Below are 21,726 nucleotides of genomic sequence, written 5' to 3'. Positions count from 1 at the left end.
GGCTTCCGTATCCCCCTCCGCCTCGCTCCCCAACCCTCCCGCGCGGCAACCGTCGTACAACGGCTGCACCAAGCTTTGGGGGCTCACGGTGCGTACGTTCACTTGTACGGATAGCATCCTGCGGACCCGGAAACATGTTCCGCCGACTGTTCCGCTTCCGCCGCCCCCTGCCAGTTGTCACCTGTCACTCCCGCTCACCGCTGATCGCTCTAGGACGACGATGCCTCCACGCAAAGGTGCCCGGCGCCGTCTCGGCTCCATACGTCTCTCGCTGATCCTGCTCGCACTGGTGCCGAGCGTCACCCTCGCCGCGATGTGGGGCGTGACGACGATTCAGATGTTCTCGGAGGGCCTGCGGCTGCGGGACCAGACGGGGCTCAGCAAGGCGACCGGTGCCATGGGCACCGATGCCACGATGGCGTTGCAGAAGGAGCGCACGCTGTCGGCCGAGTGGCTGGCCTCACCCAGGGGCGACCGCACCGCCCTGGACGCGCAGCGCAAGGTGACGGACAAGGCGGTCGCTCAACTGGTGGGCCAGACCAAGGCGATCCAGGAGGCCCCCGACCGTATCAGCGAGCGGATGTACTCGGTGATCGCGGCGGCGGGCAGCCTGGAGTACTACCGCGGTCAGGTCGACAGGCTCACGGACATCTCCGCCCAGCAGGCGCTGGACCAGTACTCGTCGATCATCGGCAACCAGATCCACGCCTTCCAGGAGCTGTCCCAGGTCGACGACGGCGACCTCACCTCCCAGGCCGGCCCGCTCGTCTCGCTGGAGCAGGCCGCCGAACTGGTCGCCCAGGAGGACTCGCAGCTCAACCTGGCCTGGACCTCGGGGAGTCTGGACCAGAACGAGTGGGAGGCGTACGTCCGGCTGGTCAGCGCCCGGCGCTGGGTCGTCGAGGACCAGCTGATCCAGTCCCTCAGCGGCACGGCGAAGACCCGTACCGAGGCGATCCTGGCGGGCTCCGCCTGGAAGACCCTGACCTCCATCGAGGACCAGGTGCTCGCGTCGGGCACGCCCGGCGGCGGCGCCGACCGGAAGATCACCCTGCCGGACAAGCAGAAGCAGTGGTCCGCCGCCATGGACGAACTGAGCGTCCAGTACGGCTCGCTGATCCACGACGAGACCAGGGGCCTGCTCACCCGCAGCGCCGACGAGGCACGGTCGCTGCTGATCAAGGCGGCCTCGCTGAGCGCGGGCGGGTTCGTCGCGCTGCTGCTGTGCATCGTGCTGTCCTGGCGCATCACCCGGTCCCTGTCCCGCCGGCTGCGCGGGCTGCGCATGGCCACCCTGGGTCTGGCCGAGGAACGGCTGCCGGACGTGGTCGCGCGGCTCAACCGGGGCGAGAAGGTCGACGTCGAGTCGGCCACCCCGCCGCTCGACTACGGCCACGACGAACTCGGCCAGGTGGCCCACGCGTTCAACGCGGCGCAGCGGACCGCCGTACACACCGCGGTCGAACTCGCCGACACCCGGCGCGGGTTCCAGAAGGTCATCCTGGGTATCGCCCGGCAGAGCCAGAACCTGGTCAACCTCCAGCTCACCAAGCTGGACGCGCTGGAACGGGCCCACCAGGACCCGGAGATCCTCAAGGGCCTGTACGAACTCGACTCCACCGCGAGCCAGTTGCGCCGGTACGAGGAGAACCTCGTCATCATCAGCGGTGAACGGCCCGGCCGCAGCTGGACCGAGCCCGTCGCGCTGATCGACATCCTGCGCAGCGCCGTCGGCGAGGTCGCCGAGTACCAGCGGGTCGACGTACAGACCGAGGAGGACGTGTACCTCGCGCCGCCCGCGGTCGCCGACGTCATCCATCTGCTGGCCGAGCTGATCGACAACGCGACCGCCTACTCCCCCGCGCCCAGCCCGGTCGGCGTACGGGCCGCGATGGTCGCCAAGGGGCTGGCCATCGAGATCGAGGACCGCGGTCTCGGCATGTCCGAGGAGGACTACGCGTCCTTCAACGAACACCTGGCCGAGGCCCCGCAGTTCGACGTGGTGGCGCTCGCCGACGACCTGCGGCTCGGCATGTTCGTGATCGCCCGCCTCGCCGTCCGGCACGGCATCCAGGTCACGCTGCGCTCCTCGCCGTACGGTGGTACGACGGCGATCGTGCTGATCCCGCACGATGTCGTCGTACGCGAACTCGCCGCGCCCGACACGGACTCCTCGGATGCGGAGAAGGCGTCCGCCGCGGTGCCGGGGCCGGTCGCCGCGGAGCGGCCCGCGCACGAGCGCATCAGGGACCGGGAGACACCGCCCGTCGCGGCCCGCGTCCGGACCGCCGACGCCGGTCCCGCGCCCCGCCAGGCCGCCCTCGTCGGGGCGGGCCGCGGCGGTGAGGGCAAGGCCGAGAAGGGCGCCGCCGCGCGCAAGGGCGGGCTCACCCCGCTGCCGCGCCGGGTGCCGCAGACCAGTCTGGCCGCCGAGCTGCGGGAGGACGACCCCGACGGCGCGTCCGAGGACTCGCTCGACGAGTTCTCGGCGGAGCGCGCGGCCTCCTCGCTCTCCGGTTTCCAGCGCGGAACCCTCCAGGCCCGTGACGACGACGCCGAAGAGCAGTACGACCATGGGGAGGACGACTCGCCTCAGGAACCCGACGCACCGCTCCCCGACGCAGGCACTCCGGTCACCTCGACTCCGCCCGCAGACCGCTGATGAAGGACAGAGAAATGACACGCCCCACCCCCGCCACGCACACCGAGCTGGACCAGTTGCTCACCGGACTCGTGGACCGGGTAGCCGAGGTGAACCACGCCGTCGTGCTCTCCGAGGACGGACTGGTCGTCAGCAGGTCGACGGCGTTCCTGCGCGACGACGCCGAGCGGCTCGCGGCGACCGCGTCCGGGCTGATGAGCCTCAGCAAGGGCGTCAGCATGGACTTCCGCGGCGGTCCGGTGCGCCAGGCACTGATCGAGATGCGCAACGGCTACCTGATCCTCACGGCGGCCGGTCCGGGCGCCCATCTCGCCGTGCTGACCAGCCAGGGAGCGGACGTCGGGGTGGTGGCGTACCAGATGAACATGCTGGTGAAGAAGATCGGTGAGCACCTCAGCGCGGCCCCCCGTGCCGGGGTCGTCGGCGCGGCCGGCGAGTGAGGTGAGCGGAAGCGACGCGGCCGGCCGGCTCGTACGGCCGTTCACGCTCACCGGCGGGCGGACCCGGCCCAGCCGCGCCGACTTCACACTGATCACGTCGGTGACGGCGGTGGAGCCGCAGCCCGACGGCGGCGCCCGGCCGCAGCCCGAGCACGCTCGGATCCTGCGGCTGTGCGCACGGCCCGTCGTGGTGGCGGAGCTGGCGGCCCATCTGGACCTGCCGGTGAGCGTGGTCGTCATCATGCTGTGCGATCTGCTGGAGGCCGGCCGGATCACCGCCCAGTCCCCGCGCCAGATCTCGCGCACCACGGACATGGACCTGCTCCAGAAAGTGAGGGACGGCCTTGGCCGGCTCTAGCCTGACCGCGAACGGGACCTCGGCGCCCGACACGGTCAAGATCCTCATCGCCGGCGGCTTCGGCGTGGGCAAGACGACGATGGTCGGCTCGGTCAGCGAGATCGTGCCGCTGCGCACCGAGGAGCCGCTCACCGCGGCCGGCCTCGGCATCGACGACCTCGACGGCATCGAGGAGAAGAAGGCCACCACCGTGGCCCTCGACTTCGGCCGCATCACCCTCAGCCAGGAACTGATCCTGTACCTCTTCGGTACGCCGGGACAGCAGCGGTTCTGGTTCATGTGGAACGACCTCTCGATCGGCGCGCTGGGGGCCGTGGTCCTCATCGACGTACGCCGGCCGGAGTCGAGCTTCGCGGCGATCGACTTCTTCGAGCGCCGGGACATCCCGTTCGTCGTCGGGGTGAACGGCTTCCACGGGGAGCATCCGTACGAGCCGGACGAGATCCGGGAGGCGCTGGCGCTGCCGGAGCACACTCCGGTCCTGCTGTGCGACGCACGGGACCGCGAGTCGTGCCGGGACGTACTGATCGCGCTGATCGACCAGTTGATCGCGTCGGCGACTCCGGGCGGCGGGAACGCGCACACGGCCTGAAGTCACGTGTCAGTACGTCACGTGTCACCGGGCGCCTATGAGCAACCTGTGAGTCCGCTGATTCTCATTCGTCGCTCAGAGTCGCCTCAGGGTCGCCCCAGATACGGCCCCGATCGTCACTGGCATGAACGAAACGAACGCGAGGGGCGTCCGGCAGCGTTCGGTCGAGATCGTGGTGCCGGTGTACAACGAGGCGCACGTACTCGCCGAGAGCATCGGCCGTCTCCACGCCTACCTCGAAGCCTCCTTCCCGTTCCCGTTCCGCATCACGGTCGCGGACAACGCCAGCACTGACGCCACCTGGCAGGCCGCGACCGACCTGACGCTCCGCCTCCCCCATGTCCACGCCGTCCATCTGGACGCCAAGGGCCGGGGCCGCGCGCTCAAGCACGTGTGGAGCGACTCCACGGCCGACGTGGTCGCCTACATGGACGTCGACCTGTCCACGGGCCTGGCGGGTTTCCTGCCGCTCGTGGCGCCCCTTCTCTCCGGCCACAGCGACGTGGCCATCGGCAGCCGGCTGCACCGCCAGGCCGACGTGGTGCGCGGCCCGAAGCGCGAGTTCGTCTCCCGCTCCTACAACCTCCTCCTGAAGCTCGGCCTCGCGGCCCGCTTCTCGGACGCCCAGTGCGGCTTCAAGGCCGTCCGCACCGACGTCTTCCGGGCCCTCGCCCCGCACATCGAGGACAACGCCTGGTTCTTCGACACCGAGTTGCTGGTCCTGGCCCAGCGCAACCGCCTGCGCATCCACGAGGTGCCGGTCGACTGGGTCGACGACCCCGACAGCCGGGTCGACATCGTCCGCACCGCCCTCGACGACCTCAGAGGCATGCGCCGGATGCTGCGCAGCAGCCTCACCGGCCGCGCCCGGATCCCCGTACCCGCCCGCGTGCCCGCGCAGAGCCCGGTAGGCGCACCCCAGCACGTCACCAGCAGCAGCCCCGCCCCCAGCTTGGAGTACGCGTCATGACGACCCTCGCCCCGCCGCCGACCCGCGACAGCGCACCCGCACCCCGCCACCGCGCCGAACCCCCGCCCTCCGGCGGCGGCCTCGCGGCCCGCGCCAAGCGCCTGTTCACCGGCGCCCCCGAGGACCCGAGCTGGACCCGCCCGACTCTCTGGGGAATCCTGCTCCTGGCCACCGCCCTCTACGCCTGGAACCTCTCCTCCATCACGGGCAACACCTTCTACAACGCGGCCGTGTACAGCGGCACGAAGAGCTGGAAGGCGTTCTTCTTCGGGGCGTTGGACTCCGGCAGCTTCATCACCGTCGACAAACCCCCCTTCGCCCTATGGGTGATGGGCCTGTCGGCCCGCGTATTCGGTTACGGCACCTGGCAGTTGATGCTGCCGATGGTCGCGGTCGGCACGGGCTCGGTGGCCCTGCTGTTCCGCATGGTGAAGCGGGACTTCGGCCCGGTGGCGGCGACGATCGCGGCCCTCGCGCTCACTCTCACCCCCATCACGGTGGCGATCACCCGGGACACCAACCCGGACCCGATCCTGGTCTTCCTGATGCTGCTGGGCGCGGCCGCCCTGATGAAGTCGGTGCGCACGGGACGGCTGATGCCGCTGGTGTGGTCGGGCGTGGCGATCGGCTTCGCGTTCAACACCAAGATGATGCAGGCGTACGTCGTCCTGCCGGTCTTCTTCCTGGTCTACCTCTGGGCGGCCGACGCGAGCCTGGGCAGGCGCATCCGCAACCTGGCCGTCGGCACAGTGGCCCTGATCGTCTCCTCCGCCTGGTGGATGGTGGTCGTCGACCTGATCCCGGCCTCCTCCCGCCCCTACATCGGCGGCTCGACCGACAACACGGTCTGGGACCTGGTCATCGGCTACAACGGCTTCGGCCGGATCTTCGGGGCGAGTTCGTCGGTGGGCTCGCAGGGCAACGGCGCGAGCTTCGGCGGCGAGGCCGGTCTCTACCGGATGTTCAACGAGATCATGGGCGGCCAGATCTCCTGGCTGATCCCCTTCGCGCTGATCGCCCTGGTCGCGGGCCTGGTCCTGCGCGGCCGTGCCCCTCGTACGGACGCCAAGCGCGCGGCGCTGATGCTCTGGGGCGGCTGGTTCGTCCTGCACTACCTGACCTTCGCCCTCGCCGAAGGCACCTTCCACCCGTACTACGTCACGGCCATGGCCCCCGGTATCGCGGCCCTGGCGGGCGCCGGCGGGGTCATGCTCTACCGCGCCTTCCGTGAGGGTTCGGCTGCCAAGTGGGCCTGGGTTCTTCCGGTGGCGGTCGCGGCGAGCTCGGTCTGGGCGGTCGTCCTGCTCCAGCGGGTGTCCGGCTCCGGCACGCTGTACACGGTCGCGGAGATCGTGGTGGCGGTGGCGGGCACCATCGCCGTACTGGGCCTGCTGGTCGGCCGCTTCACCAAGCGGCACCGTCTGATGGGCATCGCGGCCCTGGCCGCGGTGGTCGCCCTGCTCGCAGGACCGGCCGCCTACTCGGTCTCGGCCGCGACCTCCAGCACCAACGGCACCAACCCGACGGCCGGCCCCAGCACGGGCGGCGGAATGGGTGGCGGTATGGGTGGCGGCGGTGCTCCGCAGGGCTCCGGGGGTACGAGCAGCAGCAGCGGTACGAGCAACAGCGGCGGCCAGTCGATGGGGACGCCCCCGTCCGGCAACTCGTCGTCCTCCAGCGGGAGTTCGTCGGAGGCGGCGGCCGAGTCGGGCACCCGTCCGAGCGGTGACGGTGGCGGCACCGGTGGCGGTGGCGGCGGGATGGGCGGCGGCACCCAGGTGTCGTCGGACATGATCACGTACCTCAAGAAGCACCAGGACGGCGCCACTTGGCTGCTGGCGGTGGCCACCGACCAGACGGCGTCCTCGATCATCCTGGAGTCGGGCCAGCCCGTGATCTCGATGGGCGGCTGGTCGGGCAGCGACAACGCGATGACCCTGGCCAAGCTCAAGAGCCTGGTGAAGGCGGGGAAGTTGCACTACATCATCGTCAGCAGCGACTCCGGCCAGGGCACCAACTCCGAGATCGCCACCTGGGTGAAGGCGAACGGTACGGCGGTCGACTCCTCGGAGTACAGCACCAGTTCGACGAGCAGCTCGTCGAGCTCCACCTCGACGTCCACGTCCACCACGTCGACCAGCAGCGGCCTGTACCGCCTGGACGCCTCCGACGTGAGCTGACCGATCCCCGTCCCCTGCAGGGCGGGCCGCCGGACACCCGGCGGCCCGCCCTTCGTCACAGGCAGTACCGGACCGTCCACTCATCCTCGTTGTACGCGTTCCTCGCCGGGTCCGGCACCGACGCGGGCTGCCCGGCGACCATGTCCTCCAGGCGGATCCGCTCCGGCAGCTGCCCGAACCGCGTCTGCCGCGCCGCCTCGGCGGTCTCCGTGGTCTGCACTTCGTAGGTCATCCCGGTCCCCGTTCACTAGAGCCGACTACTCCTCCAGCGTACGTCCGGGGCCGGCTATTCCACGTGGGCCATCAGCAGCCCGGCCAGGAGCGCCGTACGGGCCGGAACGTGGGCCAGCAGCACGTGTTCGTCGCGGGCGTGGGCACCGCCGCCCACAGGGCCGAGGCCGTCGAGGACCGGGCGCCCCAGCGCGGAGACGAAGTTGCCGTCGCTCGCTCCGCCCACGCCCGTCTCGCGGATCGTCCAGCCCAGCCCGGACGCCACCGACTGCGCTTGTTTGAGGAGAAGTTGGGAGACGGGCGTCGGCACCATCGCCGGGCGGTTCCAGCCGCCGGTGACAGACACCCGTACCCGGGGGTCGGAGGCCGTGAGGGCGGCCAGTTCGGTGTCGATGCGGGCCGCCTCGGCGGGGTCGGCGATGCGTACGTCGACACCGCAGCGGGCGTGTCCGGCGATGACGTTGCGTCCCGTACCGCCGCTGATCACACCGACGTTGACCGTCGTGCCGTGCTCGCGTGAGCCCAAGTCCGCGATCCGGGTGACCAGTTCGGCGAGGGCGTGCACGGCACTCGCGCCGCCGTACGGGTCCAGGCCCGCGTGTGCCTCCACGCCCTCCACGGCCACCTCGAAGAGGCCGACCCCCTTGCGGGCCGTCTTCAGGTCGCCGTCCGGCCCCGCCGCCGGTTCGCACACCAGCGTGGCCGCCACCCGCTCGCTGAGCCGCTCGATGTACGGCCGGGAGAACGGGCTGCCGATCTCCTCGTCGCCGTTGAGGAGCAGCCGTACCGTCGGACGCGGCAGGCTCCGTTCGCGCAGCAGGCGCAGTGCCCAGATCGCCTGTACCAGGCCGCACTTCATGTCGAAGGCGCCCGGCGCGCTCACCCTCCCCTCGTCCGTCACGGTGAACGGCCACTCGGCGAGGGTGCCGGCCGGCCACACGGTGTCGTAGTGGGCGAGCAGCAGCACCTCCGTCTCCGAGGTGCCCCGGTAGAGGAGTTCCAGGACGTCTCCGTGTTCGCCCCCGTCGTGGCGCACGGCCTGGTCCGGCGGGCCCAGGCGCCGGTGCGCCCACCCCTCGATCGCGGCGAGTCCGGCAGACAGCAACTCCTTGTCGTCGCTGGGGGTTTCGCATTCGACCAGGGTCCGCAGGTCGACGGTCATCTCGGGCAGGGCGGTACGGGCCAGGGACTCGATGTCGGGCAGCGGCACGGACGGCTCTCCTCGTACGGTGCGGGAAGAAGACGGCGCAAAGCGGGTAACTACCCAGGAACGCCAAGGAACATGGGGAACGTGGACTTCCGGGGAACCGGGCTTCAGCGGACGGGCACCCCCGGTCCCAGCGGGATGCCCAGCGCCCACCAGGCGTAGAACAGCAGGGTCCACGTCACCAGCATGACCAGGCACAGCGGCAGGGTCAGGGAGAGCAGCGTGCCGATGCCCGCGGAGCGCCGGTAGCGCTGGACGACGCCCAGGGTCATCACGAAGTACGCGCTCATCGGGGTCGCCGCGTTGGTGCACGAGTCGGCGATGCGGTACACCGCCTGGGTCACCTCGGGCGGGATGTCGAGCAGCATGAACATCGGTACGAAGACCGGGCCGACCAGCGCCCACTGGGCGGAGCCGCTCGTCACCAGCAGGTTGATCACCGTACAGACGAGCAGGATGCCCAGGAACGCCAACGGGCCGGTGATTCCTGCCGACTTGAGCAGATCGGCGCCCCGGATCGCCATGACCTCGCCGACGCCGGTCCACTTGAAGTAGGCCAGGAACTGGGAGATGGCGAAGAACAGCACGAGGATCGGCGCCATCTCGCGCAGTCCACTGGCCATGTGGTCGGGGATGTCGCGGCCGGTGCGTACGGTGCCCACCGCGCGCCCGTACACCGCGCCGGTGATCAGGAACGCCACGGCGAGCACGACCGCGATGCCGGTGAGCACCGGCGACTGCACGATGCTGCCGCCCTCGCCCCGCAGCGGCGACCCGTGCGGGATCATCGCCACGACCACGATCCCGGCGTACACCAGCAGGGTCAGGCCCGCGCGGCGCAGCCCGCGCCGCTCCTCGGGCCGCAGGGTCAGCGCGTCGGAGTCCTCCTGCTCCCGTGTCTCCTCCCCCGGCTCGGCCTCCTCCGGCATGGCCGCCACCCGCCGGGCGAGGACCTTCTCCGTGACCACGGTGACGACGGTGGCCAGGACCAGCGAGGAGCCGATGGAGAAGAAGTAGTTGGAGAGCGGGCTGACCACGTACGACGGATCGACGGTGTGGGCGGCGGCCGTGGTGAGGCCGGCGAGCACCGCGTCCATGGGTGTGACCAGCGGGCTCGCGTCGTACCCGGCGGCTACCGACACGAACGCCACCACCGCGCCGAGCATCGGGCTGCGCCCCACCGCCTTGAACGCGAGCGCGCCGAGCGGCACCAGGACGACGTACGCGGCGTCCGACGCGACATGCGCGACCATGCCGGTGAACGCCAGGGTGAACGTCAGCCAGCGGGCGGGGACCCGGGCGACAGCGGCCCGCAGCATCGCGGGGAGCAGGCCCGCCCGGTCGGCGACGGCCACGCCCAGCATGACGACGAGGATCGTGCCGAGCGGCGGGAAGGTGGCGTAGTTCGTCACCGCGTCGCCGATCATCATCTTCAGACCGGCGCCCGAGACCAGGCTGCGGACGGTCGCCGTCTCGCCGCTGGCGGGGTTCGGAGCGGAGGCCCCGACAGCGGCCAACACCCAACTGACCAGGGCGAGTACGACGGCCAGCACCCCGAACAGCCAGAAGGGATGCGGGAGTTTGTTGCCGACGCGCTCGATCCGGACCAGCAGGCCGAGCAGACCGGAGAGCGGTGCGGAGGGGACGGGGGTCTTCTCTTCGGGGGTCGTGCCTTCGGGAGCTTTCTCGACGGAAGTCATCTGGGCGGAGCCTTCCTGATCGGCTGCCCCAATTGACGACCCTGCCGCCGTAATCATGCAAGTTAAAACCTTGTTGCGCTCATATCGTTCACATGAAGTGGCTGGTTGGCGGATTCATTCTGTGGGTTGATGGGTGTCATGGAGTACGTGACAGACGGTCCGCACGACGAGATCCCGCTGGACGAGGACGACCTGGACCTCGTCGCCGCGCTCCAGCACGCCCCGCGCGCGCCGCTGAGCCTGCTGGCGGAGGTGCTCGGGCTGTCGGCGAGCACCGTGGGGCGGCGGCTGACCCGGCTGGAGTCGGACCGGCTGCTGCGGGTGATCGGCCAGCTCGACTGGTCGGTGTCGGGCGAGGGCAACCCGTGGCACGTGTGGGTGACCGCCGAGCCGGGCCGGGCGCCCGAAGTCGCCCGCAGGCTCGCCGAGTTGCCCGAGGCGACCCTCGTCGCGGTCACCGCCGGGCAGGCGGACGTCTACTGCTCCGTCCAGCCCGCACGCCGCGCCCGTACCCGCGAACTGCTCACCCGGACCATCCCCGCCACCCCCGGCGTACGGTCCGCGCGCTCGGAACTCGTCCTCGGCGCGACCGCCAAGTCCGACACCTGGCGACTGCCCCGACTGACGGAGGACCAGAGGCAGTTGCTCGCCAAGCACCTCCTGTCTGCGGCCGAGGAGCCGACCGCGCCCGGCACCCCCGGTCCGCCGGGCGGCGACGAACTCCGGACGCTGCGGCTGCTCGCGGCCGACGGGCGGATCACGGCCGCGCAGGTCTCGCGGGAGCTGGGCATCGGCTCGTCCACCGCCTACCGCACCACCCAGTCGTTGCTCCAGCGCGGCCTGGTGCGCCCCCGCGTCGAGATCGAACCGGGCCTGCTCGGCTACGCGTTGGAGGCCGTGGTCGCCCTGACGGTGTCGCCGGGCGCGATCCAGCGGGTCGCCGAGGCGCTCGCCCGGCACCCTTCCGCGCGGTACGTCTCCACGACGGCCGGCAACTTCTGCGTCGTCCACCAGGGCGTCTTCCGCGACGAGGACGGCCTTGCCGCGTTCCTCACCCAGGACCTGGCCGAGCTGCCCGGGGTGATCTCCTTCGACGTCTCGGTGGTCCTCGAAGCGCTGCGCCGGCACTGGCTGAACCGGGAGGACGGCCGGCTGGCGGCGGAGGGAAGTCCGACGGCGGGCTCGAAAGAAGACACGCAGGAAGACACGTAGGAAACCCCGAGGGAAGGGAACACATGACCACACGGGACACCGCCATCGGCCTGGCCGAGGCGTACTACGACTCCGGTGACTTCCTCGCCGACCTGCGGCGCCGGGTCGCGTACCCGACGGAGAGCCGGCCGCCCGTCGACACGGCCGCGCTGCGGACGTATCTGGAGGACGAACTCGTCCCGGCGGTAGGGAAGTTGGGGGCGGACGTCCAGGTCGTCGACAATCCGGAACCGGGCGCGGGGCCCTTTCTCCTCGGGCATCGGCACGAGGGCGACGAGCTGGTGACCGTGCTCGTCTACGGGCACGCGGACGTGGTGCCCGGGCAGGAGGGCCGGTGGCGTTCCGGGCTGTCCCCGTGGGGGCTCGTCGTCGAGGGCGACCGGCTCTACGGGCGCGGCACCGCCGACAACAAGGGCCAGCACACCGTCAATCTCGCCGCACTCGAGCAGGTCCTGGCGGCCCGGGGCGGCAGGCTCGGCTTCAATCTGAAGGTGCTCGTCGAGACGGGCGAGGAGTTCGGCTCACCGGGGCTGCACGAGCTGTGCCGCCGCATGAAGGACGAGCTGGCCGCCGATCTGCTGATCGCCTCCGACGGTCCCCGGATCTCGGCGGACCGGCCGACCCTGTTCCTCGGTTCGCGCGGCATCGCCAACTTCCGGCTCCGCGTGGACCTGCGCGACGGCGCCCACCACTCCGGCAACTGGGGCGGCGCACTGCGCAATCCCGCCACCGTGCTCGCCGGCGCCCTCGCCACCATGGTCGACGCCCGGGGCCGCATCCTGGTGGAGGGGCTGCGCCCGCCGGCCGTACCGGAAGCGGTGGCGGCGGCGCTTTCCGACATCACCGTCGGCGGCGGACCGGACGACCCCGAGGTCGACGCCGACTGGGGCGAGCCCGGTCTGACGACCGCCGAACGGGTCTTCGCCTGGAACACCCTGGAGGTCCTCGCCCTGGCCGCCGGGGACCCCGCCAAGCCTGTCGGCGCCATCCCTGGCCGCGCGCACGCGGACGTCCAGCTCCGGTTCGTCGTCGGCACCGCCTGGCAGGACGTGGAGTCGATCGTCCGCGCCCACCTGGACGCCCACGGTCTGCCGATGGTCGAGGTCGAACTGCTCCAGGCGGTCCCGGCGACCCGCCTCGACCCGGACGACCCCTGGGTCCACTGGGCGACGGCCTCCCTGCGCCGCAGCACCGGCAAGGTCCCGGCCCTGCTGCCCAACCTGGGCGGCACGCTCCCGAACGACGCCTTCGCGGAGATCCTGGGCCTGCCCACCGTATGGGTGCCGCACTCGCACCCGTCCTGCGCCCAGCACGCCCCCGACGAACACCTGCTCGGTTCGGTGGCACGGGAGGGCCTGCGCATCATGGCCGGGCTGTTCTGGGATCTCGGCGAACCGCTGCCGACGGCCACGCGCTGACACCCGCCGACGGCCTGCCACGCACTGACACCCGCCGCCTGACAACGCCGTCCGACTCCACCGTCCGATTCCGGCACCCCGCCTCCCCGCCCGACTCCGCCGCCTGACTCAACCGTCCGACTCCACCATCCGGCTCCGGCACCCCGCCCCGGCGCCCGGCTCCGGCGCCCAGCTCCCAGCCCCGGCGCCCGATTCCAGCCTCCTCCCGCACCCGACTCCAGCGGCGAAAGTTACGCCGAGATTGCGCGACCCCTTGACGCGCCCCCTCCGACTGCGTAGATATGACTGCGCAGTCATGACAGCGCAGTCAGAGATCCGCGAGGAGTCGCCGTGACACGACAGACAGGACGGGGTGCGGCCTCGTCGACGCCCCGCAGCGTCGACGTGGCACGCCTCGCGGGTGTCTCCCAGAAGACCGTGTCCCGGGTGCTCAACGGCGAGCGGTACGTCTCCGAGGACGTACGGCGCCGTGTTCTCCAGGCCGCCGAGGACCTCGGCTACCGGATGAACAACGCCGCCCGGGCACTCGCCTCCGGGCGGACGCGATCCATCGGCGTGGTGACGCTGGGCACCGCCCTGTACGGGCCCGCGTCGCTGCTGATGGGCATCGAGCGCGCCGTCCGGGACACCGGGTACGCGCTGCGGGTCGTCAACACGATGGAGGGCGACCCCGCGGGCGTCGCCGGTGCCGTCGGCTCACTCCTCGAACAGGGGGTGGACGGCATCGTCGTCTCCGAGCCGATCGACGAGGGCGCCGGCGTGGCGGAGCTGACCGTGGACGTACCGGTCCTGGTCATCGGCGCACCGTCGCCCTTCGCCACCTCCCACCCGGTCACCTCGGGCGGCGGGGCGGATCTGCTCACCCGGGCGGCCACCCAACACCTCCTGGATCTGGGACATGTGACGGTCCATCATCTCTCCGGTCCGCCACGCTGGTTCGCGGCCAGGGACCGGCTCGACGCCTGGCGGGCCGCCCTCGCCGCCCATGGCGCGCCCGAGCCGCCCGTCGTCGTGGGCGACTGGTCGGCCGCCTCCGGATACGCGGCGGGCCGCCGACTCGCCGCCGATCCCTCGGTGACCGCCGTGTTCGCCGCCAACGACGACATGGCCATCGGGCTGATCCGGGCGCTGACGGAGGCCGGTCGGCGTGTGCCGGACGACGTCAGCGTGGTCGGGTTCGACGACATCCCGGTCGCCGCGTACATCACCCCGCCGCTCACCACCGTGCGGCAGCCGTTCGACGCCGTGGCGCAAGAGGGCCTCAAGCGGCTCCTGCACGCCATCGAGAACCCGGACGCGGACCCCCTGCCGCCGAGCGACCCACCGGTCGACCTCGTCGTACGGTCCTCCACCGCGCCCCCGCCCCACCGGTAGCCACACCCGCAGTCCCAGTCCCACCTGTAGTCCCACCCTCAGCCCCACCGACAAGAGGCCGGCCTGCCCCACCTGTCGCCTCCCCTGCCCTCCCATCACTCCCTTTCGTCCTGGCCGGAGTCCACCATGCCCAGAATCCCCGCCTCCTCCTCTGCCCTCAGCCGCCGCCTCCTGCTCACCGCGGCCGGTGCCGCCTCGCTCGGCGCGGCCCTGTCCGCCTGTGGCGGGGGCGGGTCCGACGGCGGCTCGACCTCGTCGGAGCCGGTCGGTCAGGCCGACATCGACAAGGCGATGAAGACCCCGACCGAGCTGACGTTCTGGACGTGGGTCCCGGAGATCGCCCAGGAGATCGCCCTCTTCGAGAAGAAGTACCCGGCGATCAAGGTCAAGGCCGTCAACGCCGGTCAGGGCACCCCGGAGTACACCAAGCTGCGTACCGCGCTCAAGGCCGGCAGCGGCGCCCCCGACCTGGTGCAGATCGAGTTCCAGGCCATCCCGACCTTCACGATCACCGACAGCCTGCTGGACCTGCGCCCGTACGGCGCCTCCGCGCTCAAGTCCCAGTTCGTGGACTGGACTTGGAGCCAGGTCAGCGGCAGCGACGGCGAGGTGTGGGCGATCCCGCAGGACACCGGCCCGATGGGCATGCTGTACCGGCAGGACATCTTCGACAAGCACGGCATCGAAGTCCCCAAGACCTGGGACGAGTTCGCCGAGGCCGCGCGCAAGCTGCACAAGGCCGACCCGGACGTGTACCTCACCAACCTCGCCGCGAACCAAGTGGCCGCGTGGCACGGGCTGTTGTGGCAGGCGGGCGCCAAGCCGTACGTCACCTCCGGCAAGAGCGACATAGCCATCAGCGTCGACGACGCGGTCTCCAAGAAGCTCGGCGCGTTCTGGGGCGGGCTCGCCCAGGAGGGCGTCATCGGTGTCGAGCCGGACTTCACGGACTCCTGGTACGCGGCTCTCAACAAGGGCAAGTACGCCACCTGGATCGTCGGCGCCTGGGGCCCGGCCTTCCTCTCCGGCTCGGCCAAGGACACCACCGGCAAGTGGCGGGCGGCCCCGATGCCGCAGTGGGACGCCGCCAAGCCGAGCGCCGGCAACTGGGGCGGCTCGACGACAGCCGTGATCCGCTCGACCAAGAACCCCATCGCCGCGGCCATGTTCGCCCAGTTCCTCAACAGTGACGCGGAGAGCGCGAAGATGTTCGCGACGAAGCAGTTCTTCTTCCCGGCCACCAAGGCCCTGCTGGCGGACGCGAGTTACATCGGCGCCACCCCCGCCTTCTACGGCGGCCAGAAGGTCAACGAGGTCTTCGCCGGCATCAGCGCCCAGGTCGACCCCTCCTTCCAGTGGCCGCCGTTCCTCGACCAGGTGGCCACCGACTGGACGGAGACCGTCGGCCACTCCCTGGCCAGGAAGACCGACACCGTTGCCGCGCTGGGGAGTTGGCAGTCCCGGATCACCACGTTCGCCAAGAGCCAGGGCTTCACGGTGAAGGCGGCCCCCTGATGCCGAAGCTCCTCGTACGACCACGATCGGCGGGCCCGCTGTTCATCGCCCCCTTCATGGTCCTGTTCCTCCTCCTCTTCCTCGCCCCGCTGGGCTACGCGGCCTATCTGAGCCTGTTCCAGGAGAAGTTGGTCGGCGGCACGTCGTTCGTCGGCCTGGACAACTACCTCACCGCGGTCAAGGACCCGCAGCTCCGCGAGGGTGTCGTCCGGGTGGCGACCTTCTTCGTGATCCAGGTCCCGGTGATGCTGCTGCTCGCCCTGCTCTTCGCCCTCGCGCTGGACAGCGGCCTGCTGCGGCTCGCCAAGGTGATCCGGCTGGGCATCTTCGTGCCGTACGCCGTCCCGAGCGTGGTCGCCACCCTGATGTGGGGCTACCTCTACGGCCCGGACTTCGGCCCGTTCGCCCAGCTCAGCGACAAACTGAGCCTGCCCGCCCCGCACTTCCTCACCGACAGCTGGATGCTCGGCAGCCTGGCGAACATCGTCACCTGGGAGTTCGTCGGCTACAACATGATCATCCTGTACGCGGCCCTGCGGACCATTCCGACGGACCTGTACGAGGCCGCCGCACTGGACGGAGCGGGCGCCTGGCGGATCGCCTGGTCCATCAAACTTCCGGCGCTGCGGCCCGCGTTGACGCTCACCCTGCTCTTCTCGGTGATCGGCAGCTTCCAGCTCTTCAACGAGCCCAACCTGCTGATGAAGATCGTCCCGGACGTCATCGACAGCTCGTACACCGCCAACCTCTACGCCTACACGCTCGCCTTCACCAGCCAGCAGATCAACTACGCGGCGGCCGTCTCCTTCCTCCTCGGCCTGGTCATCGTGATCATCTCGTACGCCTTCCTCCTCACCGCGAACCGCAGGAGGCCCGCGTGACCACCACAACTCCCCCTGCGAGCAGCGTGGTTCGGACGGCCGACAAGGCTCCCGAAGCCACCGAGAAGCGGCGCCGACGCCCGGCCCGCCGCCGCAGCACGCCCCTCACCATCGCCATGCTGGCGGTCCTGGCCTACTTCCTCCTCCCCCTCCTCTGGCTGCTGATCGCTTCGACGAAGAGCACCCAGGACCTGATCAACAGCTTCGGCCTGTGGTTCTCCGACGCCCCGCAACTGCTGACGAACATCCGCGACACCTTCACCCAGGACGACGGCGTCTTCCTGCACTGGCTGCTCAACACCCTGCTGTACGCCGGTGTCAGCGCCGTCGGTGCCGCACTGCTGGCGGCAGCGGCGGGGTACGGGTTCGCCAAGTTCCGGTTCCGTGGGAACGGCGCCGCCTTCAACCTCGTACTCGGCGCTGTCATGGTGCCGGCGACCGCGCTGGCCATTCCGACCTACCTGCTGTTCGCGAAGGTCGGGCTGGTGAACACACCGTGGGCGATCATCCTGCCCTCGCTGGTGAGCCCCTTCGGCCTGTATCTCATGCGGGTGTACGCCCAGGACGCCGTGCCCGACAGCATCCTCGAAGCCGCCCGGATGGACGGGGCCGGGGAGTTCCGGATCTTCTCCCAGATCGTGCTGCGGCTGCTGGCGCCCGGACTGGTGACCGTGCTGCTGTTCACGCTGGTGGCGACCTGGAACAACTACTTCCTGCCGCTGATCATGCTCAACGACTCGGATCTGTACCCGATCACGCTCGGGCTCTCCTCCTGGGCCGCCCAGGCGCAGAACGGCGGGGCGGGCGCCAGCAGCGACATGCTCGCGCTGGTCGTGACCGGCTCGATGATCTCGGTGGTCCCGCTCGTCGTGGCCTTCCTGCTGCTCCAGCGGTACTGGCAGAGCGGTCTGGCCACGGGCGGGGTGAAGCAGTAACTCGTTACCCGGCCAGCCAAGTTACCCAACTCCCCTTTCTCCCCTGGAGGTTGACTTCATGGCGGTTCTGCCCGCCCGCGTCCTGTTCGGCGCCGCGTACTACCACGAGTACCAGCCCACCCATGGCCCCGAGTACCGTCCCGGCGAACAGCTCAAGGCCGACCTGGACCTGATGGCCGACGCCCGGTTCACCGTGATCCGGGTCGGCGAGTCGGTCTGGTCGACCTGGGAGCCGGAGAACGGTCGCTTCGACCTCGACTGGCTGGAGCCGGTGCTCGACGGCGCCCATGAGCGCGGTATCTCCGTGGTCCTCGGGACTCCGACGTACGCCGTGCCGTCATGGCTGGCCCGCCAGTACCCGGAGATCACCGGCGAGCGGGCCACCGGGCAGCGGATCGGCTGGGGCGCCCGGCAGGAGGTGGACTTCACGCACCCCGCGTTCCGGTTCCACGCCGAGCGGGTGATCCGGAAGATCGTCGCCCGGTACGCCGGCCACCCGGCGGTCATCGGCTTCCAGGTCGACAACGAACCCGGCAACGAACTCCTGCACAACCGGGGCGTGTTCGAGCGCTTCGTCGACCATCTCCGGGCGAAGTACGGGGACATCGAGACCCTGAACCGCGAATGGGGGCTCGTCTACTGGTCGCACCGCCTGTCCACCTGGGCCGACCTGTGGACGCCCGACGGCAACGTCCAGCCCCAGTACGACGTCGCCTGGCGGGAGTTCCAGGCCCGGCAGGTCACCGAGTTCATCGGCTGGCAGGCCGACATCGTCCGGGAGTACGCGAACCCGGACCAGTTCGTCACCACCTGCATCTCGTACACCCGCCCGGCGGTCCAGGACGACGAGTTGACCGACCGGCTCGACATCGCGTCGGGCAACCCGTACTACGACATGCAGGACAGCCTCGCGCTTCCCGACCGTACGCCGGACGCGCACGCGCAGCGCTGGAAGACGACGGGTGTCTGGGCCCTGTACCAGACCGCCGACTGGATGTTCTCCTCCAAGCAGGCCCCGTTCCTGGTCACCGAGACCAACGCCTCCTCCATCGGCTTCGCGTGGGACAACCGCCCCGCCTACGACGGCCAGTGGCGCCAGGCCGCCTGGGCGCTGGTCGGGCGCGGGGCCAGGATGATCGAGTACTGGCACTGGCACACCCTGCACTTCGGCGCCGAGACCTACTGGGGCGGTGTCCTCCCGCACAGCGGCCGGCCTGGTCGTACGTACGCCGAACTGGCCCGACTGGGAGCCGAGTTGGACGCGGCGGGCCCCCTGGTCGCCGGTCTCGAACCGGACGCCGACATCACGATGGTCTACTCGACGCCCAGCAAGTGGCTGATGCAGAAGTATCCGCCGCTCGCGACCGGAGACGGCGGCCCCGACGACACCGCCTACCACCGGATCTTCGACCCCTTCTACCGGGGCGCCTTCGACTCCGGCCGCCAGGTCAGGATCGTGCACGCCCGCCAGCTCCACGACCCGAGCGGCGAACGGGAGGGCCTGAGCCCGGAGGAGGCGGTGGTCCGGCACCCCGTCCTGGTCGTCCCGGCGCTGTACGTCGTCGACGACACGACCCTCGACTGGCTCGCCGCGTACGCCCACGCGGGCGGCCATCTGGTCCTCGGCCCGCGCACGGCGTACGCCGACCACGAGGCGCGGGCCCGCCACGAACCCGCCCCCGGGCGCCTGGTGGACGCGGCGGGCGTCACCTACGACGAGTTCAGCAACCTGACCGACGGGATCCCGGTTCGTGCCGTGCCCGGAGGCCCGCTCCAACTCCCGGACGGCGCGACGGCGTCGCACTGGGCCGACGGTCTCACCGTGACCGACGCCGAGCCGCTGGTGACGTACGAGCACCCGCACTTCGGCCGCTGGCCGGCGGTCACCACGCGCCGGCACGGCTCGGGGCAGGTGACGTACGTCGGCACGGTCCCGGGCCGCGATCTCGCCCGGGAGCTGGCCGGCTGGCTGACCCCGGCCGCCCGCAGCGCCTGGGGTGACCTTCCGGAGTCGGTGACGGCGACCACCGGTACGGCGGAGGACGGGCGGCGCGTGCACATCGTCCACAACTGGAGCTGGGAGCCGGTGCGCGTCACGGCCCCGGCCGACCTGACGGACGTACTGAACAGCGGCGGTCCGATCGCGGCGGGCGGCGAACTGGAGCTCGGCGCCTGGGACGTACGGGTGTTCAGCACCAACTGATCACTGGCCAGGGCCTGTTGACGTCACGCGACGCCAACAGGCCCACTCGGTCGGCAACGGTCGGTCACAGCAGCGAGTAGCCGCCGTCGACCGTGATCGTCGTCCCTGTCACATAGGCCGAGGACTCGGAGGCCAGGAAGAGATAGATGCCAGGGAGGTCGTCGGGGGTGCCCCAGCGGCCCAGTGCCGTGTGGTCGACGATGCCGCTGTCGCGCTCCGCGCTGCGCCGCCAGTGCGCGCCGAGCCCGGTGTCGAACCAGCCGAGGGCCACCGTGTTGACGGTGATCCCGCGCGGCCCCAACTCCTGTGCCAGCGCCCCCACCAGGGACTGGACGCCGCTCTTGGACGCCGAGTACGCGGCGAGGCCGCCCTTGGGCCGGTCGCCAAGGACGGACCCCGTGACGATGATCCGCCCTCCGGCGCCCATCACGGCCGCGCCCGCCCGGGCCCCGAGGAACGTTCCGGTCAGGTTGACGTCGATGACCTCCCGCCAGGCCTCGGCGCTGGTGTCGGTCACCGCGGCGACCCCGGGCGAGACCCCGGCGTTGCAGATCCAGGCGTCCACACCGCCGTACCGCTCGACCATGCCCTCGGCGACGGACTCGTTGAAGGCCTCCTCGCGCACATCCCCGGCGCAGATGAGAGGGTCGCCCTGCAGCGTCCCGGCGACCTCCTTGAGCGCGTCCTCGGACCGCGCCACGAGCCCCAGCTGTGCCCCGGCGGCGTCGAAGGCCTGCGCGAGAACACGCCCCAGGCCCCGTCCGGCCCCGGTGATCACGACACGTCGTCCGGCGACCTCGGCGTTCCCGGCGGATATCGGCATTCCGTCCTCCAATAAAGTGTCGACCGGTCGGTACATTCTTGAGCGTAATGTACGCCCCGGAGAGAAGAACAGAAACAGTGCGGGCTATGCCTTGGTCTTGACGGGCTTGGCCTTGACCTCGGGCTTGATGCCCCGCATCCCCTGGAGGACGGCTCTGCCCTCCGCCAACTCGCCCTCGGCGCCCGCCCGGTCGGCGGGCTCGGTGAGGATGCCGTTGAAGAAGATGTCGCAGTAGAAGGCGGAGAGTTCCTCGACCTGCATGTCCCGGCGGCCGGCCAGCCACTGGTACGTGTAGTTGTGCAGGTTCAGGAAGGCGAGCGTCGCCAGCTCCAAGTCCTCCTGCGGGCGCCCCTGGAGCAGCCCCCGGCTGTTTCCGTCGGCGAGTATGTCGCGAATACACGACTCGAAGCGGTGCCGCTTGTCGCGGAACAACTCGCGGTACTCGCCCTGGAGTTGGCGGTACTCGTGGAGGAACACCCAGACGTGTTCCTGCCTGTTGACGATCTGCCAGAGCAGGGATTCCGACAGCAGCCGCAGCCTGGTCTGGAAGCTCAGGTCGAGTTCGACGATCGCGGTGGCTTCCTTCAGCAGCGGATCCATGACGCGGTCGTGGATCTCGGCGAGGAGCGCTTCCTTCGAGCCGATGTAGTAGTACAGGGCGCCCCGGGCCAGTCCGGCCGCCTCGCCGATGTCGGCGACGCCCGTACCGGTGTACCCGTTCTTCGAGAACAGCTCGACGGCGATGTCCACCACGTTCTCACGCATGCGGTAGTAGCGCTCGGTCTTGCCGCGCTCCCTCCGAGTGGGGGGCATTTCACCAGTCCTTCAAAGCCCGGTACGCCGTCACGGGGTGCCAGAACCGGCGTCCCGGAATTGCCTGTAGCACCGCGTGACGATACACGATGGGTATGCGCCCCCTTGTGTGGGGAGGGGCGCGTTAGGGTGTGGCCATGCCACCGGGCCGGAAGTACGCGAAGGGGGCGGCGAAGCGAGAGGAAGTGCTCGATGCCGCGCTCGAGCTCATC

18 protein-coding genes are annotated in these 21,726 nt (G+C 70.5%); 13 read left to right on the top strand and 5 right to left on the bottom strand.

Annotated elements, in window-relative coordinates; all coding sequences use genetic code 11:
* Window positions 1-220 precede the first annotated feature (220 nt).
* From ACWCRB_RS16015 to ACWCRB_RS15990, 6 genes are all read left to right on the top strand, one after another.
* On the top strand, window positions 221-2,662 hold the full coding sequence (locus tag ACWCRB_RS16015) for a nitrate- and nitrite sensing domain-containing protein (protein ID WP_450996631.1): 2,442 nt from the start codon (window positions 221-223) through the stop codon (window positions 2,660-2,662).
* Between the two features lie 14 nt (window positions 2,663-2,676).
* A complete protein-coding gene (locus ACWCRB_RS16010; protein WP_006377390.1) occupies window positions 2,677-3,102 on the top strand; it encodes a roadblock/LC7 domain-containing protein in 426 nt (141 codons plus the stop codon).
* Between the two features lies 1 nt (window position 3,103).
* Window positions 3,104-3,460: a DUF742 domain-containing protein gene (locus tag ACWCRB_RS16005; RefSeq protein WP_235474180.1), complete on the top strand. Its 357-nt coding sequence runs from the start codon at window positions 3,104-3,106 to the stop codon at window positions 3,458-3,460.
* Window positions 3,447-4,052, top strand: coding sequence for a GTP-binding protein (locus tag ACWCRB_RS16000; protein ID WP_450996630.1), 606 nt, complete (start codon window positions 3,447-3,449; stop codon window positions 4,050-4,052). The genes ACWCRB_RS16005 and ACWCRB_RS16000 overlap by 14 nt, the downstream gene beginning before the upstream one ends.
* A gap of 124 nt (window positions 4,053-4,176) precedes the next feature.
* A complete protein-coding gene (locus tag ACWCRB_RS15995) occupies window positions 4,177-5,022 on the top strand; it encodes a dolichyl-phosphate beta-glucosyltransferase (protein WP_450996629.1) in 846 nt (281 codons plus the stop codon).
* Window positions 5,019-7,202, top strand: a complete 2,184-nt coding sequence (locus ACWCRB_RS15990) for an ArnT family glycosyltransferase (protein WP_450996628.1) — start codon at window positions 5,019-5,021, stop codon at window positions 7,200-7,202. Before ACWCRB_RS15995 ends, ACWCRB_RS15990 begins: the two co-directional genes overlap by 4 nt.
* Before the next feature lie 55 nt (window positions 7,203-7,257).
* Here ACWCRB_RS15990 and ACWCRB_RS15985 read toward each other — a convergent pair whose 3' ends face one another.
* From ACWCRB_RS15985 to ACWCRB_RS15975, 3 genes are all read right to left on the bottom strand, one after another.
* On the bottom strand, window positions 7,258-7,434 hold the full coding sequence (locus ACWCRB_RS15985) for a hypothetical protein (RefSeq protein WP_369034651.1): 177 nt from the start codon (window positions 7,432-7,434) through the stop codon (window positions 7,258-7,260).
* 54 nt (window positions 7,435-7,488) lie between these two features.
* On the bottom strand, window positions 7,489-8,595 hold the full coding sequence (locus ACWCRB_RS15980) for a M20 family metallopeptidase (RefSeq protein ID WP_450996666.1): 1,107 nt from the start codon (window positions 8,593-8,595) through the stop codon (window positions 7,489-7,491).
* A gap of 152 nt (window positions 8,596-8,747) precedes the next feature.
* Window positions 8,748-10,340: an AbgT family transporter gene (locus tag ACWCRB_RS15975; protein ID WP_450996627.1), complete on the bottom strand. Its 1,593-nt coding sequence runs from the start codon at window positions 10,338-10,340 to the stop codon at window positions 8,748-8,750.
* Between the two features lie 138 nt (window positions 10,341-10,478).
* Here ACWCRB_RS15975 and ACWCRB_RS15970 point away from each other — a divergent pair, with 138 nt between their 5' ends.
* The 7 genes from ACWCRB_RS15970 (at window position 10,479) to ACWCRB_RS15940 (ending at window position 19,878) form a co-directional block, all read left to right on the top strand.
* A complete protein-coding gene (locus tag ACWCRB_RS15970; protein ID WP_450996626.1) occupies window positions 10,479-11,552 on the top strand; it encodes an Lrp/AsnC family transcriptional regulator in 1,074 nt (357 codons plus the stop codon).
* 23 nt (window positions 11,553-11,575) lie between these two features.
* Window positions 11,576-12,970 carry a M20 family metallopeptidase gene (locus ACWCRB_RS15965; protein WP_450996625.1) on the top strand — a complete coding sequence of 465 codons (1,395 nt, stop codon included), beginning with the start codon at window positions 11,576-11,578 and terminating at the stop codon, window positions 12,968-12,970.
* Window positions 12,971-13,300: 330 nt separating this feature from the next.
* Window positions 13,301-14,344, top strand: a complete 1,044-nt coding sequence (locus ACWCRB_RS15960) for a LacI family DNA-binding transcriptional regulator (protein WP_450996624.1) — start codon at window positions 13,301-13,303, stop codon at window positions 14,342-14,344.
* A 126-nt stretch (window positions 14,345-14,470) separates the two neighbouring features.
* On the top strand, window positions 14,471-15,859 hold the full coding sequence (locus tag ACWCRB_RS15955) for an ABC transporter substrate-binding protein (protein ID WP_450996623.1): 1,389 nt from the start codon (window positions 14,471-14,473) through the stop codon (window positions 15,857-15,859).
* The gene (locus ACWCRB_RS15950) at window positions 15,859-16,740 is read left to right on the top strand and encodes a carbohydrate ABC transporter permease (protein ID WP_450996622.1); all 882 of its coding nucleotides are present in this window, start codon (window positions 15,859-15,861) and stop codon (window positions 16,738-16,740) included. Before ACWCRB_RS15955 ends, ACWCRB_RS15950 begins: the two co-directional genes overlap by 1 nt.
* Complete coding sequence (locus tag ACWCRB_RS15945; protein ID WP_450996621.1) at window positions 16,737-17,675, top strand: carbohydrate ABC transporter permease; 939 nt, start codon at window positions 16,737-16,739, stop codon at window positions 17,673-17,675. The genes ACWCRB_RS15950 and ACWCRB_RS15945 overlap by 4 nt, the downstream gene beginning before the upstream one ends.
* A gap of 58 nt (window positions 17,676-17,733) precedes the next feature.
* The gene (locus tag ACWCRB_RS15940; RefSeq protein WP_450996620.1) at window positions 17,734-19,878 is read left to right on the top strand and encodes a beta-galactosidase; all 2,145 of its coding nucleotides are present in this window, start codon (window positions 17,734-17,736) and stop codon (window positions 19,876-19,878) included.
* A gap of 64 nt (window positions 19,879-19,942) precedes the next feature.
* Here the strand turns inward: ACWCRB_RS15940 and ACWCRB_RS15935 are convergent, their stop codons facing one another.
* Both ACWCRB_RS15935 and ACWCRB_RS15930 read right to left on the bottom strand, forming a co-directional pair.
* A complete protein-coding gene (locus ACWCRB_RS15935) occupies window positions 19,943-20,701 on the bottom strand; it encodes an SDR family NAD(P)-dependent oxidoreductase (RefSeq protein ID WP_450996619.1) in 759 nt (252 codons plus the stop codon).
* Window positions 20,702-20,785: 84 nt separating this feature from the next.
* The gene (locus ACWCRB_RS15930) at window positions 20,786-21,514 is read right to left on the bottom strand and encodes a TetR/AcrR family transcriptional regulator (protein ID WP_450996618.1); all 729 of its coding nucleotides are present in this window, start codon (window positions 21,512-21,514) and stop codon (window positions 20,786-20,788) included.
* Window positions 21,515-21,726: the final 212 nt, after the last annotated feature.

The organism is Streptomyces sp. NPDC002156, from assembly GCF_053593675.1.
This window is presented reverse-complemented; position numbering and strand designations above follow the sequence as displayed.

Excerpts from the sequence above, each read along its gene's own strand:
- ACWCRB_RS16015 (WP_450996631.1), top strand. The coding sequence starts at position 221 with ATGCCTCCACGCAAAGGTGCCCGGCGCCGTCTCGGCTCCATACGTCTC.
- ACWCRB_RS16010 (WP_006377390.1), top strand. The coding sequence starts at position 2,677 with ATGACACGCCCCACCCCCGCCACGCACACCGAGCTGGACCAGTTGCTC.
- ACWCRB_RS15995 (WP_450996629.1), top strand. The coding sequence starts at position 4,177 with ATGAACGAAACGAACGCGAGGGGCGTCCGGCAGCGTTCGGTCGAGATC.
- ACWCRB_RS15990 (WP_450996628.1), top strand. The coding sequence starts at position 5,019 with ATGACGACCCTCGCCCCGCCGCCGACCCGCGACAGCGCACCCGCACCC.
- ACWCRB_RS15985 (WP_369034651.1), bottom strand. The coding sequence starts at position 7,434 with ATGACCTACGAAGTGCAGACCACGGAGACCGCCGAGGCGGCGCGGCAG.
- ACWCRB_RS15980 (WP_450996666.1), bottom strand. The coding sequence starts at position 8,595 with ATGACCGTCGACCTGCGGACCCTGGTCGAATGCGAAACCCCCAGCGAC.
- ACWCRB_RS15975 (WP_450996627.1), bottom strand. The coding sequence starts at position 10,340 with ATGACTTCCGTCGAGAAAGCTCCCGAAGGCACGACCCCCGAAGAGAAG.
- ACWCRB_RS15970 (WP_450996626.1), top strand. The coding sequence starts at position 10,479 with ATGGAGTACGTGACAGACGGTCCGCACGACGAGATCCCGCTGGACGAG.
- ACWCRB_RS15965 (WP_450996625.1), top strand. The coding sequence starts at position 11,576 with ATGACCACACGGGACACCGCCATCGGCCTGGCCGAGGCGTACTACGAC.
- ACWCRB_RS15955 (WP_450996623.1), top strand. The coding sequence starts at position 14,471 with ATGCCCAGAATCCCCGCCTCCTCCTCTGCCCTCAGCCGCCGCCTCCTG.
- ACWCRB_RS15950 (WP_450996622.1), top strand. The coding sequence starts at position 15,859 with ATGCCGAAGCTCCTCGTACGACCACGATCGGCGGGCCCGCTGTTCATC.
- ACWCRB_RS15940 (WP_450996620.1), top strand. The coding sequence starts at position 17,734 with ATGGCGGTTCTGCCCGCCCGCGTCCTGTTCGGCGCCGCGTACTACCAC.
- ACWCRB_RS15935 (WP_450996619.1), bottom strand. The coding sequence starts at position 20,701 with ATGCCGATATCCGCCGGGAACGCCGAGGTCGCCGGACGACGTGTCGTG.
- ACWCRB_RS15930 (WP_450996618.1), bottom strand. The coding sequence starts at position 21,514 with ATGCCCCCCACTCGGAGGGAGCGCGGCAAGACCGAGCGCTACTACCGC.